At 49.5% G+C, this 13962-nt stretch carries 10 protein-coding genes; all 10 read right to left on the bottom strand.

Annotation, left to right across the window (positions count from 1 at the left end):
- Positions 1 to 65: 65 nt before the first annotated feature.
- A complete protein-coding gene (gene epsI, locus ACO0K8_RS13955; protein ID WP_422947260.1) occupies positions 66 to 755 on the bottom strand; it encodes an exosortase-associated protein EpsI, B-type in 690 nt (229 codons plus the stop codon).
- Positions 756 to 759: 4 nt separating this feature from the next.
- Positions 760 to 1638 (bottom strand): exosortase B, encoded by an 879-nt coding sequence (gene xrtB, locus ACO0K8_RS13950; protein WP_422947259.1) that lies wholly within the window; start codon positions 1636 to 1638, stop codon positions 760 to 762.
- Positions 1638 to 2540 (bottom strand): chain length determinant protein tyrosine kinase EpsG, encoded by a 903-nt coding sequence (gene epsG / locus ACO0K8_RS13945; RefSeq protein ID WP_422947258.1) that lies wholly within the window; start codon positions 2538 to 2540, stop codon positions 1638 to 1640. The genes xrtB and epsG overlap by 1 nt, the downstream gene beginning before the upstream one ends.
- A gap of 15 nt (positions 2541 to 2555) precedes the next feature.
- Entirely contained in the window at positions 2556 to 3962 is a 1407-nt protein-coding gene (epsF, locus tag ACO0K8_RS13940) for a chain length determinant protein EpsF (protein ID WP_422947257.1), read from the bottom strand.
- Between the two features lie 132 nt (positions 3963 to 4094).
- Complete coding sequence (gene epsE / locus ACO0K8_RS13935) at positions 4095 to 4886, bottom strand: polysaccharide export protein EpsE (protein WP_422947256.1); 792 nt, start codon at positions 4884 to 4886, stop codon at positions 4095 to 4097.
- Positions 4887 to 4940: 54 nt separating this feature from the next.
- A complete protein-coding gene (locus ACO0K8_RS13930) occupies positions 4941 to 5936 on the bottom strand; it encodes an EpsD family peptidyl-prolyl cis-trans isomerase (protein WP_422947255.1) in 996 nt (331 codons plus the stop codon).
- A 259-nt stretch (positions 5937 to 6195) separates the two neighbouring features.
- Entirely contained in the window at positions 6196 to 7581 is a 1386-nt protein-coding gene (locus ACO0K8_RS13925) for an undecaprenyl-phosphate glucose phosphotransferase (RefSeq protein ID WP_422947254.1), read from the bottom strand.
- Positions 7581 to 8825 carry an XrtB/PEP-CTERM-associated polysaccharide biosynthesis outer membrane protein EpsL gene (gene epsL, locus ACO0K8_RS13920; protein ID WP_422947253.1) on the bottom strand — a complete coding sequence of 415 codons (1245 nt, stop codon included), beginning with the start codon at positions 8823 to 8825 and terminating at the stop codon, positions 7581 to 7583. The genes ACO0K8_RS13925 and epsL overlap by 1 nt, the downstream gene beginning before the upstream one ends.
- Before the next feature lie 285 nt (positions 8826 to 9110).
- Positions 9111 to 9500: a VanZ family protein gene (locus ACO0K8_RS13915; RefSeq protein WP_422947252.1), complete on the bottom strand. Its 390-nt coding sequence runs from the start codon at positions 9498 to 9500 to the stop codon at positions 9111 to 9113.
- A gap of 329 nt (positions 9501 to 9829) precedes the next feature.
- On the bottom strand, positions 9830 to 13927 hold the full coding sequence (locus tag ACO0K8_RS13910) for a DEAD/DEAH box helicase (RefSeq protein WP_422947251.1): 4098 nt from the start codon (positions 13925 to 13927) through the stop codon (positions 9830 to 9832).
- Positions 13928 to 13962 lie beyond the last annotated feature (35 nt).

Raw genomic sequence — 13962 nt, 5'->3', positions numbered from 1 at the left:
AAATCCAGTTCTAAGTTTGAAAAAATATATTGAGAGTGTTTCTGAAATTTTAGTGAAAACACAGTTCAGTCCTTACTCTCGCCAAACAAACGTACATTTGTATTGCCTGAAGTAACGTTATACATCTGCTTGACAAAGCGACTTTGCATGTCAAATGCATGCGTCGTATCCGCATCAATTGACGAGACTCTCACGAGCATCCCATCGGCAACTTTGTTCCTCATTGCATAAGTGAACTCATAATATTTTTTCTCTAACCGAGAATTAAACATTTGTGTTCCAACCAAGGTCCAATACATCAGCGGCTCCATACGGTCACGATTTCTGGTCACCATTTGGTTTGCCCTAATCATTTTTTTCCCACCGCCAAGCTCAAACGAGACGACATCTTTATTAAGAATTTCAAAACCTTGCGCTGGGTAGCAGATATCAGGTTTGTGCATCTCCATGCCATCCCTCTGATTCTTTCCATAAGCGATCGACAGCATAATTTTATAACCCTCGGAATTTACGTAAGTTCGACTCAGCGTATCGCTATAAAGCGTTTCCAACATGTGCTTTTGTTCAGGATTAATCACGACAGAACTCAAATTAGGCTGTTCCTGCCATTCACCAATAACTTTTGGCATCATCATCTCAAGATCGGTCCGGCCGCGATCATCTGCCAAACTGGCCGTAGGGCGCAACATAACTGTTAGCCCAGCAGCCAACAGCATTGCCACCATTAAAATAATATTTTTTACAAATACAGTCATGACATTAAACTCCAGTAAGCACCTGTGCACGGCGCTGACGAATGCCATCAATTGACTGAAGGGCAGTATCAAATCCAATGATTAAGAGTAATGCGCTCACAAACAAAAGCATTCCGGCGAACCCATGTAAAAATCCTTGGCCAGCAGCATCACCAAAATGATATGTAATGAGCGTTAAAGTAATCACTCGAAAAACATTGGCAGTAAAAGAAATTGGAATAATAAGTAGCGCAAGGGCTATATTCCGAAAAGTTGCCGTATGGCGCACTACATTTAGATAAAATAGTCCAAGCGCCTCAAGTGTGAGCAAGGTTTGCAGCCCTGCACAGGCATCAGCAACCAGTAGTTGGTATTGCCCGATTTGCAAAATTACACCTGTGCGAGCAATGGGATAACCAAGCCAGAATAAAATATGTTCGGTCATATACGAGACCGCCATCTTCATGGGCAAGGTAACCGCACTGACAATATCCCCTGGCAAAGGGATCATAAATAACATGAAAAAAAATGGGAACCATTGCGCTTTGAACGCCCGTTTGCCGAAAAATACCAACACAATGGCAACCAACAAAACGATGAACGATCCAATTTCAAGTATCAAAACATCTTGGCTCCGGCCTAAAATGTAAAGCAACAAACCAAAGCCAAAGAATAGCCACCCGACGAATGATCCATTTGATCCCGCACGAGCATCCATCATGCGTGGCCATTGTCTGGCAATAAGCCAAAATGAAAGCAATAAAATAATAGGACCATGCGCATACCCCTCGGTAGCCCATAAACCATTTATTAAATCGAAAAAACTTGGTACGAAAAGTACCAGCATTCCAACAATAATCGGCCACCAAATTGAGGCGACCTTAGAATTAAAAGCCATTTTCATCAGAACTCAACCATGACAGACCCAACGACCTCAGCACCAGCCCGCCTCAACTGGTCAGCCACTGCACTGATGTCGGCCAGACTGGTGGTGTTTTTACGCGCGACCAACAGAACACCACCAGCGCGAGCTGCGATTGCCAATGCATCAGCACCAGCAGAAAAGGCGCAGACGTCGTAAATGACGACATCAAACTGGCTCTCTACACTGACGCTTAGATTAGCAAAAGAGCTGCGGCTGACTAACTCTTGCGGATTCGGTGGCAAAGTCCCGGCTGGCAAGACTGACAGATCGACAAAAGAATTGACCTTAGCGATAGTACTCAGATCGGCGCGACCGGCCAACACATCAGACAAACCTTGTTTACCGGGCAAATTAAAAATCTGATGCTGGCGCGGTTGGCGCAAGTTGGCATCAATCAGCAAGGTGTGCTCGCCCAATTGCGAGAACACCACCGCCAGATTGGCGGCAAACAGGCTGGCACCCTCACCCGGATTAACGCTGGCGATTGCCAGGGTTTTGTGGCCGGTAGCAAACCAGCGCAACATTAACTGGCTACGGATGGCGCGCAAGGTTTCTACCTGCGGGCTAAATGGTTGATAAGCGGCGACTAGTTCAGGCGCAAAATTACCCTGCCCTGCTGGCAGATAAGGGTAATCAAACTGGCGCGCTAGTACTTGCTGGATATCGGCTTCGGTAATTAAGCCGAGGCTAAGCGCAGCCTCGCCAAAACGCATGTTTTTTTCTTTTTGCTGACGCAAAATGCGCTCAGCATGCTCGGGCTTGATCTTGCCCATATCGAGCAAGATACGGCCCATACTTGACTCACGCACGGCGTTAGCTGGATTAAGCGGGCGTACTACGGCAGCCGGGCTAATTGGATTGACTTGATTTTGCGGGTTCATTTGCTGATCCATGACTCAATTAGCGCTTAAATTTTTTCTTAAAGCACGGTTAAAAAAACCACGACGCGGACGTTTTGGCGCAGCCCATTGAACCACGCCAAGCACCGGTACTTTTAAAGCCTCCACCAGGTCTTCGGCAGAACGCACGCGACGGTTCATTAGCTCTGCCAACATCGCCAAACCTAGACCCAGCATGGTACCGAGGAAGATAGAGGCCAGCGTATTGAGCAAGACTCTAGGTCCGGCCGGATCTAGTGGCGCTATTGCAGGGTTTAACACCGCGATATCGGTTTGATTCGACTGGCCTTCCATATTGGTTTGGTTATAGCGCAATGAGGCTCCTTCGTAAGTGCGCTGAGCGGTATCCACTTCATTGAGCAAAACTTTGAGTTCATCTCGGGCGCCGTTGAGCCCCATCACTTTGGCTTTTTGTGCCGCCAGCGCAGCACGTACTTCGGCTTCGCGTTGCTGCAATATATGCGCATTGCCAGCGACGCCGCTACTAGCCAACTTGATTTGCTCCTCTAAATTAGAACGCAATTTATCGACTTCAGATTTGGCGGCCAGGTATTGCGGATGGTTCTTATCCAGTTTCTGTGCGGTATCGGCAAACTTCACCTCCGCCATAGATAAGCTCACCTTAATGTTTTGCACAATAGGGTTAGCCATCACGTCAGGCGATGCACCGTTGCTGCCTTGCGCCTGACGCTGACGCGAACCGGCTTCTATCGACTGCCCTTGCGCCATCACCAATTGGCTAGACAAATCATTGAGGCGCGCCGACTCGACATCCAGACGCGTATCGGCATTGACGATGCCGTGTTCTTGTTGATAGGCTGTGAGTTTTGCTTGTGCTGACTCTAGCTTCTCGCGCAATAACTTAATCTGCGCTGTAAAGTAGCTCGATGCTTTTTGTGACGGCTCCACCTTCAGTTGCAAACTTACTTGCTGATATGCCGTTGCAAACCCGTTGGCTATGGCGGCAACAAACTGCGGATCATTTCCTTTATAGATCAAATCAAGCACACTGCTCTCACGCGATGGCACGACATCCAATTTTTTTAACAGTAAATCAGCTAACCAATCTTCGATTGTACCTTTACCTTCTGTAGCTTCCATAAATTGCGCCCGCACGGCAGCACCTTCTGCAATCTTCAGATCCTCGATCACTTTCAAGGCAACTCGACGACTGGTAATGATATCCACCTGAGTCGCCATATATCCCGGCATTAATTGCGCGGGTAAAGTTATGCCAGTAACCGGATCCGTCCCCTTATAATTCAGCACCAGTGAGGTGCTTGCCTTGTAAGTTTTTGGCAGTAGCAAGCTGACAGCTACCGTGGTCGTCACTGTCACCAGCAAGGTAATCAGGATGATCTTGTAGCGAGCGCGTAAGATAAGTAGAAACTGGGTGAAATTCATTTTATTACTCTCAAAACTGAATGAAGCGCATCACATTTGCGCTTGGTTACTGCATTATTGGATATGCGCTGCGGCTGGCAGCACTTTGCATTAGCAGCGCTATCGCGACCCTATCACTGCCCAATCCCAGAACTAAAACAAACTCTCTTGTATGTACAAGACATCATCGGTATGAATTAGATCATCGTGTTTGGCCGGAATCTCCTGTATCACCCCATTCAGATCGCTGCGTTTGATGCGTATGCCGCGTTCCGTGCCGCGCGCGTTTAAACCACCACCAACCGACAAGGCCTGCAACACAGTCATGCCACGTTCTAAGCGGTACATACCCGGACGCTGTACCTGGCCGTAAATATAAAACCTTTGGGCTCTTGCCACGTAGACGATATCGCCTGCCAACACTTCAGAGTTCAAGGCCAAATCGCCGCTCTGGACCATGCCCAGAATATCGATCACTTCTTTCTTCGAATTACCATCGCGATTGCGTACTACGGTGGCGGTATCGCCCGCTTCGCTATTCACACCACCGGCCAATGCCAGCACTTCCAGAACACTGCGACGCCCCTCTATCGGGTAACGCCCCGGGCGATTTACCTGACCGAGGATAGAGATCTGCTGACTCTGCATCACGGTAACGATAATATTCACTTGCGCATTGCGGATGAACTTACCACCCTCTAACAGACTGGCGATTTTTTTCTCCGCCGCGGCAGAAGAGATGCCGCCTACTGTCACTTGCCCGATCAAAGGATAAGAAATGCTTCCGGCTTCACTGACCCTGGTCTCTAAGGCCAAATCAGGATGATCGTAAACCGTAATTTTCAGTACATCGCCCGCACCCAACAACACATCCGCAGCAAAAACTGGGCTCATCAAGCCTGCCAGCAGCAGTGCGATTATGGAGATCCAATATTTTTTTATCATGACAATTTCCTATTTAAACTGCACTCTGAGAGTAAGGCGGTACGTCATTGTGGCTTACTTCAAACCTGCTACACCGCGATTAATGATTGCATCGTCAGGCTTATTGTCCGGCTTGGCTTCTCCGACTGTGCTTGCAGCTGCAGCCGGCGCTACTGTTTGAGGCACTGCTTGCGCTGCAGAAGCTGGAGCGGCATTTTCTGGCTGCCCTTTATTAATGATTTCTGCATTCAGATATTCAATCTTGCCAGTCGCACGCAAGCGCGCCAGTTCGGCTTCGCTGGCTTCCTTATTCTTTTTGCTGATCAAAAATTGCTCGATTTGCGGCGTTGCGACTGCGGCCGTTACCGCTGCATCTTTAATCTCGTGTAGCGACACTAGCAAGCTACGGCCACCTTCTTTGATGGTAAATAACTGCCCCTTTTGCATGGCCTTGAGCGATTTAATCATCTCGGCTGGCAGATCGGTGCTGGTGCGTGAAATCTGCGCTCTTGTGAACTGGATATTTTTTGATTCTAACCACACAGCGACTTCATCCAATGATTTTGCGGAATCCATCATCGCGCTCAACTCAGGACTGAAGTTTTTAGTTTCTATCACCAATTCTTTTAAATCGTACTGTTTGCGTTGCGTGAACAGATCGGGATTTTTCTCAAAAAAACTATCGACGTCGGCCTTAGTCGGCTTGGCGTTGTTCCCTATTTTTTTCTGTAAATAGGCTTGCACATAGATCTGCGCCTTGGCGCGCTCTACCGCTTGCATCACGGCTGGATCTCTATCGGTTTTTTCTTTTAAGGCCTCACCCAAAATCAACTGCCTATCGACCAGAGCTTCTAACACTTGCTTATTGGTGACGCCTTGCTGGCCACCCAGACGCTGCAATTCTTCATTGAGCTGATGCACGGTAATCTCATCGCCATTAACTTTAGCGATAGCTTGACCTGGTGCTTTTTCTTTACTGCCACAAGCCGACAGGCCAATCACAGCGATGGCGATCAAGGAACTGCACAAGAGTCGTTTACCCGGGGTGGCTGTAGCCAGTGCTGCAGACATTTTAATTGTAGTACGCATCAAAATTTCACTCCTAAACGATCTTAAAATTTATCTTTGCAGGGCGTTTATAGAGCCCTACTAATTTTTTACATCTGTTGTTATTCAATAACACCCAGACCCTGACACCTTGCGCTGTATTCCAAACACAGGCGAATTACAGAGTTCCTGATTTGGCGAGCCGCATTGTTGCACAAAAAACAAAAATCTCCTATTTGCCGGACGGCAAACTTAACCCATTTTCGACGCGCATTAATGTGCACTAATGCGCATTCTCACGCTTCAAAACCACCATCACGGTTTTGACGATAATGCTCAGATCGAGCATAAGAGACCAACGTCTGAGGTAATCCAGATCCAGATCGATTCTTGTCTTCATCTTGTCTAAGGTATCGGTCTCGCCGCGTGAGCCATTCACTTGCGCCCAACCAGTAATGCCTGGCCTTACCTTATGCCGCAACATGTAACCTTTGATTTGCTTGCGATACAGCTCGTTATGCGCCACCGCATGCGGACGCGGCCCAACGATACTCATACGCCCTTGCAAGACATTGATAAATTGCGGCAACTCATCGAGAGAAGTGCGACGTAAAAAGCCACCCAATTTAGTCACACGTAGATCACCCTTGGTGGCTTGCACAATATTGTCGCCATCGTCACATACCGCCATCGAGCGAAATTTATACACCATAATTTCTTCGCCATCTAAGCCGTAACGGCGTTGCTTGAAGATAACCGGACCAGGTGAAGTGAGCTTTACTGCCAGCGCGATGCACAGCATGATAGGCAGCAATAAGATTTGTATTGCGGATGCCAGCACGATGTCGCTCAGGCGTTTGATGATGTGATCAATACCGGTAAACGGTGATTCGCAGATAGCCACTACTGGCATGCCACCGACATAATCAAAGCGCGGCTGTATCAGATCAAACACATAAATATCTGGCAAAAAATAAATCGACGCGGTAGTGTCTTGCAAGTCTTCTAGCAATTGCAAAATACGTGGCTGCGCTGAGATAGGCTGACTAATATAAATAATGTTGATGTTATGTTGACGCACATAGGCAGCGATATCAGCCATGCCACCCAAAGGCTGAATTTTTTCTGCCGAGCTTTGACGCGAAATATCTCTATCGTCAAAAAAGCCATGCACATTGATATCCACGTTGTGATATTCAGAGGTGCGACGTGCCAGCTTTAAACCGACTTCGTTCACACCGACGATCACGGCAGAACGCTGGCCGCCACCCTCGTTGAGGTTGGCGTTTATTTTTTGCAACGTGGCACGGGTGGCAATCAGGGCGATCGGCGCCAGTACAAACCAGACTTCGATAACCGTCTCAGAAAACTGAAACGCCAGACCGGTCGCCACACCCATAAACAGGATGACCGCAACGATCATTATCCACTCGATAATAATCTCACGCGTGATGGTCCAGAGCGTTATTTTGTCGAAAGAGCGGCGCTGATCGACTTGTTCAAATACGTAAGAACAAATGAAAAACGTGATGATCCCCAACACCAGATAGTAACCATCGAGACGTTCGTCAAAGGCCAGCATACTCGCGTACAGACTACCTAGTATCACTAACGGATCCAATAGACGGTTATGCAGAGCAACCGCAAAAAGATTATTACTCGTTTTCATTAATCCAGTCCCAAATCATAACGACCATTAAGCTGCAATTTATTATCGCGATAGCCATTGCGCTCAAAATTCGAACTCAGCACCTCATTGGCAATCGAGGCGCTCAATTGCAAATGGCGTATCGGCACATAGCTCAGACCGAGGTTCGCTGCGGTATAGGTATCTTTACGCTCCAGTGCCTGCGCCCCAGTCACGGCTGACACACCGGTATAATCTCTATGCTCGGCTCTGAGTGAGGCGTCCATCTTGATTTTTGATGTTAACTCCCAACCCATGCCACCACTGATACCACGGTTGGTCGAGTAATTTGCGGAGAGATCATTACTGGAACCAACTTCATTCCAGGCGTTGACATTGAGGTTGAGTTTGGCGCTGACCGACCAGTTACCGACCAGCCTGGAATTGGTACCACTGAAATTGCGTTTAGTCAGCGCATCATAATTTTTGCGCACCAGTCCGCCGAGAAACTGGATTGACGCCGTCTCAGACATGCGCCAGTCGACTTTGCCTTTAAACTCATTTTGCGAATAGTTATTGTCGACAGAAAAAATACTGACGATTAAATTATTCGGATATTCACCGCGGATTTGGCGCATCTGCACACCCACTGTACTGTTGGTAGGCTGAACAAAATCAATGCCAAACTCTGTAGTTGCAAGTTTTCTGTCGTTATATTTGAGCACGGCTAAATCGTAGGCCAGCGCATATTGGCTATAGCCAGCGCGCACGCGCCAACTTGGGTGAAACTGCCAGGCCGCATCAAAATTTTCACGACGCTGGCGATTGATGTTCGGCTCTATCGTCCTAAAATCCTGAAACGGGGTTTGCCCTTCGGTATAACCGCCACCCAGATTGCCCGACACATGACTACCTAACTGCCAACCCCAATTGGCACTGGCATCTTTACCTGCGTAATCGTATTGACTAAAATGGTTGTAGCGATTGCGACTCATACTGAGATCGGCAACCAGAGTTTGTTGGCTAATGATTTTATTAATGCGCAGACCTGCAGTAGCACGCTTGACGGTATCGGCCATCACATCGCTGCCAGTGACAGCAAGAGCAGTTGCGGCGTCATGAAAACGCAGCAAATTATCCTCGTGGATCACCGAGAAATCGAGATAAGGGGAAAACACGTCATCAGATGCTGCAACTGCAGAAAAACTGGCACTCAAGGCGACCAGAAAAGTAACTAGACCCAGATAGAGGTGCTGCGGGTAACGACAAGCTTGTAACAGAAACATAAAAATAAAGTGCTTTTCAATAAACATGAGAAGAAAATTTGTGACTCCCCTCCCAAGCAAAAATCGCCCGTAAGATGAGGACCCGACCAACCCCTGCTGGCCATACACCATCTAAAAACCTTATCGGCAATCGCTGCGTATTATAACTAGCCTACAAATATACTGTGATTATTTTATTAATTTATTGTTACTAAATGTAATGAGTTTGCCGTTTATTTCTGCTTTGTTTCAATTATTTTTCCGCACTGCAACATTTATTACTTTGATGCATTTTTATGTTGAGCATTAAATATTTTTAAGCAATTTTTCAGGTGCGGGCGCGGGATTAAGTACTTTATGAATCAAGGTCAAAATTAGCACACTGACTGTCGCTGCCAGAATATCAAAGGCCCAATCGGCAATATCACAACTACGGTAAGGCATGAAGCGCTGTATGTTTTCATCTAGCGCGCCAAGCATGCCTACATAGACAATACTGCGCCAGGATCGGCTCCATAAGCTCCCTACCAAACTGCCAAAGATGCAGCCAGTCAAAAATGAATACGCCACGAAGTGCAATAGCTTATCGGGTATCCTGGCAGAGAGTGCTGTCGCCTCACCAGGTATCGCACCGATCGCCACCATCACTGCAAAAAAAATCGCACCGAGTAACAAACTGCGGCGATAACTCAGCATGTTGCGCAGCCTAAGATGTAGAGCTTGAAAAGACATTATTGATGGAGTCCTGAAGGTTGATGGCGATATTAAAGAAAGTTGAACTAGCACGCTCATCGGCGAAAACAGTAGAGTCATCTCCGAATGGAGCCATTATACGTTGCTTGCATCAATAGCAAGATGATATTGTCGTGACACACGCCCGATCACCATTGATTCGATGATTGAGCGCTAAATCAGCATTTTTTAATGGAATATGCGCGCTGGCGGCATGCTATTTTAGAAAAAAGCCATACTACGAGGCTAGCGATTTAGCCTCGCATCTGCACGACATCCTAGACAGCGATGACTTACACGCTTTCCTTCAATAAGCGTAGTAAGGCCGCAGTATCCATGCGGCCTGCAGCATCGCCTCCATCGAGCAGGCTGTCGGCCAGATCGCGTTTTTGCGCGTGCAGGGCAATGATTTTTTCTTCTATGGTGTCTTGCGCCACCAAGCGGTAAATCGTCACCGGACGCAACTGCCCCATGCGATGGGCGCGGTCTGAAGCTTGATCTTCTACCGCTGGATTCCACCATGGATCGAGATGAATCACGTAATCGGCAGCGGTTAAGTTAAGACCCGTTCCGCCAGCTTTCAAGCTAATCAGGAAGATATCCCCCTGCCCGGCCTGAAAGGCATCAACCCGTTTTTTACGCTCTAAGGCCGGGGTGCTGCCGTCCAGATATTGATATGAGATACCTTGCTGATCCAGCCATTCGCGTACGATCGCCAGATGATCGACAAACTGGCTAAACACCAGCGCCTTATGTCGATTATCCAGTAACTCCTCTACCGTATCGGCAAATACCGCCAACTTACTGCCCGCCACATTCGAGTTTTTCAGCACCAGTTTGGGGTTGCAGCAAAAACGGCGCAGCTTGGTAATTTCGGCCAACACTTGCAGCGATTGGCCATCGCCTGTCTTTAAATTGGCAATTTTTATGATAGCTTCTTGCCTGAGTGCCTCGTACAGATGGCGCTCTTCGACACTGAGCTCTACCTGCAGAGTGATCTCGGTGCGCGACGGCAGCTCACTCAAGACCTGGGTCTTGGTGCGCCGTAAGATGAAAGGCTGTATCAATTTTTTTAGGTGCAGACGAGCCGGTTTATCACCGCGTTCTATCGGGTTACTAAAGCGTTCGGCAAAGCGCTCTTTCGATCCCAACAGGCCGGGATTGATGAAGCGAAATAGATTCCATAACTCGCCCAGATGATTCTCTACCGGCGTACCGCTGGCGATCATTTTAAAATCGGCAGTCAAGGCCATCGCTGCCTGGCTACGTTTGGTGGCGGCGTTCTTGATCACTTGCGCCTCGTCCAACACCACGCTATGCCAGTGCTGCGCGCTAAACGCCGCGGCATCCGATTGCAACATGCCGTAGCTGGCGATCACAATATCGAAGGGGCCGAGATCGGCCAGCGAGCGATTGCTATGGTAAGCGCGAACGTTTAAGGTCGGTGCAAAGCGAGCGACTTCGGCTTGCCAGTTCATCGCCACCGAGATCGGTGCCACCACCAAGGCTGGCCCGTTCGGCGCACGGTCTAACAACAGCGCCAGCGCCTGCACGGTTTTTCCTAAACCCATATCATCGGCCAGACAGGCACCGACGCCCCAATGCGCTAGTCTAGCCAGCCATTGATAGCCTTCCAGCTGATAGTCGCGCAGCTCAGCTTGCAAAGTCGATGGCACGGTCGGTACAAAATCGGCCAGACTATCGAGCTTAACAACTTGTTCGCGCCAGGCGCTATCGGCTTGTAAATCACCGACTTCGGCCGCCAGTTCGGCCAGTGCCGGGGCTGCCAGCGGATTAATTCTGACGCCGTCTTTGCCAACTAAATCACTAAGGGCGCGTAACTCGTCGAGACGTTTGCGAAAATTATCGGTCAGCGCCAGATAATCGTTGTCACCCAATTTCAAGAAACGTCCGGTAGCGCCTTCGGCCAAGTGCATCAGCTCACGCAATGCCAAGACCCGGCCATCGTCTAAAGTAAGCTCACCGCCAGCGACAAACCATTCACCCTGCTTCTTGATGGTTAAACGCATGTTCTGTAAAGTGCGGCTTCCCTTAAGACGGAAGCGCTCGCCCTCGGGCCAGACCAATTCTAGCGTGGCTTCCGGCAAGGCCTTGAGTTGTCCGAGTAACTCCAGACAGAGTTCAGGATCTTGCAATTGCCATTCCTGATCGTTTTCTTCTGCCTGCGCTAACGCCGGACAAGCGGCAATCACTTGCTCAAGCGCCTTGACCTCCTCTTTCAAACTGCGGCTCGCTTGCACCGGGCTACCCTCTTGCTCGCCAAGTACATTGGCCGAGCCTTTGCCGGGCGCGAACCAGCCGCCATCGGTCAATGGCCGCACTAATAATTGCAGACGCAAACCGTCCTTTAAAGGCAGCAAATGCGCAAACAAGGTGGGGTTGGCCGCGATCGTGGCGATGTGCTGCGCCAGCTCGGGCAAATCTGAGTGGATAGACAAATGCGGTGCAATCGCAGCGATCACGTCGACCAGCTGCGCCTTGGCAGCGGTTGGTACGGTCAGACCGGTCCCGAGAATGCCGGCGATCTGTTTGATCTCGGGACTGGAGGCGTACACCGCCAGCCGCGTCGGGGTTTCTTTGCGCCAGCTGACGACCGCGTCTGCCATCATAGGTGGGTCTAGCTGCAAGCTAATCAAACCGCCCTTCTCTTTGAGTTGCAAGGCGAGCTCACCTTTGATGATGTCAATACGCACATCGGGTGCATCTGACCAAAACACGGCAGGATGGCCGACCAAAAACGTCAGGGCTTTTTCGGCAGACATCTCGTACTCGCTGCCGCCGTAGTAATTGTCATAGGTTTTGCGCACGCAGGTAGCCAGGCGCTTGTCTTGCTCGCTCATGCCGGGCAGGCTATCTTGCTCCTGCGCCAGACGCTTCAGTGCGACGGCGCGACCCTTACTCCAGACTCCTTTGGCACTACGTTTTTGCTCACGCGGATCAAGTTGAACCAAACCATGCTGCAGTTCCAGCAGCCACGCGATACGCACGTCGCTGCCGCTAGGGGCGACCACTGCGGCACCGGATTTAAGTTGCGATAAGGCGGTTAAGGCGCGCTGCCAGGTTTCTTCCCGGTGCAAAGCGCCAAGCAGCGGCTTGACCTGATGCGCAGCATGCCAATCTGGCAGCAAAGGCGCATCACCGTATTGGGTCTGCAATAAGACATCGAGCTCAGCCACCACCCATTGGTAACCCAAGCGTTGGCAGTAGGCACGTAAATCGACTAGCTTGTCGTGCATTTTTTTGTCTTTAGGCGCATCTTGCCAATACAGCGCAAGACCTTCAAACAAGCCATCGACGTCGCGCTCTACCCGAATAAATTTTTGTGGACTGGTCAGCGGTACGCCCAGTGCCAGATGATGCACCAGTGGTTGTAAAAACAAATAGGCAAAGGCATTTTGATGCCGGACGCCCTCATCGACTTGTTCTTTGGCGCGCTTCAAGCTGGCAGCGGTATTGGTCGCCAACAATGTCACGGTATATAACAAGCCGGGTAAATCGGCGATGAAAATCTTGCGCTTACCGGTCTCCGCTTTGCGTACTTTAATGAGTATCTCGGAGATCTCCAGCGCGGCAGCGAACTCGCCGCGCAGCACCGCCGTGACAAACATACTCTCTTGCTGTTGTGCCTCAGTCAGCCCCAGCTGCAAGTCAAATAATTGCTGGAAATCCCCGCGCAATTGGGCTTGCAGGCAAAGCAGCACTAGGGTGCCGGGCCAGGATTTCAGATGCGTAGGCGCATGCTGACAAGCATACTGATACGCCGTGGTACAGGCGCTGAGTTTCCAGTTGGCGACCACCAGCAAATCACTGAGCATCAAATCCTGGCTGACAGGATGCAACGTGGCAAACAAAGCTAGTCCATCAGCGTTTGCGAAAAAGACCGTACTTGGCGGAATATGTTCGTTACTTGGGCACTGATAGAATTTATCGCGCCATTCCATCACCTCTTGATTATTCGATGCCAGCACCGAAAACATCACCTCCCGGCGACAGAAGGCCACGTTAAACGGTTTCCACTGGCGGTACTCGCCATGCCGCTTGAGCAAATCGCGCACGCTCTTAACCCAACTCTTGATCGTGCCGGTCTGCTGCAAATGCAATAAAACCGCCATCCGCAGATCTTCGCGCAGCACATAACCCAGACCTATTTCCTGACGCACCAGCAAACTTTGGCATAGGCTGCTCAGGCACTCCTTAATCAGCACAGACGTGTAAGGCGAGCCTTCGCTATCGGGCTGATGATGACTGTGCAACAACTCCAGAAAGGCAGCCTGACTGAGAGGTGCGTCAAACAGTGCCATCGCATACACTAGAGGAAATTGCTCGGAGCTGAGTGCCGAGAGATCGTACAGATCGGGCTGTGGGGTCATAGAAATATAGAAGAAACGAAGACAGTGATGACGAC

Source organism: Undibacterium sp. Ren11W, from assembly GCF_049340485.1.
Lineage (GTDB): Bacteria > Pseudomonadota > Gammaproteobacteria > Burkholderiales > Burkholderiaceae_D > Undibacterium.
The sequence above is the reverse complement of the archived record's forward strand: the minus strand, read 5'-3'. Positions and strand labels throughout refer to the sequence as shown.

Excerpts from the sequence above, each read along its gene's own strand:
- epsI (WP_422947260.1), bottom strand. The coding sequence starts at position 755 with ATGACTGTATTTGTAAAAAATATTATTTTAATGGTGGCAATGCTGTTG.
- xrtB (WP_422947259.1), bottom strand. The coding sequence starts at position 1,638 with ATGAAAATGGCTTTTAATTCTAAGGTCGCCTCAATTTGGTGGCCGATT.
- epsG (WP_422947258.1), bottom strand. The coding sequence starts at position 2,540 with ATGAACCCGCAAAATCAAGTCAATCCAATTAGCCCGGCTGCCGTAGTA.
- epsF (WP_422947257.1), bottom strand. The coding sequence starts at position 3,962 with ATGAATTTCACCCAGTTTCTACTTATCTTACGCGCTCGCTACAAGATC.
- epsE (WP_422947256.1), bottom strand. The coding sequence starts at position 4,886 with ATGATAAAAAAATATTGGATCTCCATAATCGCACTGCTGCTGGCAGGC.
- ACO0K8_RS13930 (WP_422947255.1), bottom strand. The coding sequence starts at position 5,936 with ATGTCTGCAGCACTGGCTACAGCCACCCCGGGTAAACGACTCTTGTGC.
- ACO0K8_RS13925 (WP_422947254.1), bottom strand. The coding sequence starts at position 7,581 with ATGAAAACGAGTAATAATCTTTTTGCGGTTGCTCTGCATAACCGTCTA.
- epsL (WP_422947253.1), bottom strand. The coding sequence starts at position 8,825 with ATGTTTCTGTTACAAGCTTGTCGTTACCCGCAGCACCTCTATCTGGGT.
- ACO0K8_RS13915 (WP_422947252.1), bottom strand. The coding sequence starts at position 9,500 with ATGCTGAGTTATCGCCGCAGTTTGTTACTCGGTGCGATTTTTTTTGCA.
- ACO0K8_RS13910 (WP_422947251.1), bottom strand. The coding sequence starts at position 13,927 with ATGACCCCACAGCCCGATCTGTACGATCTCTCGGCACTCAGCTCCGAG.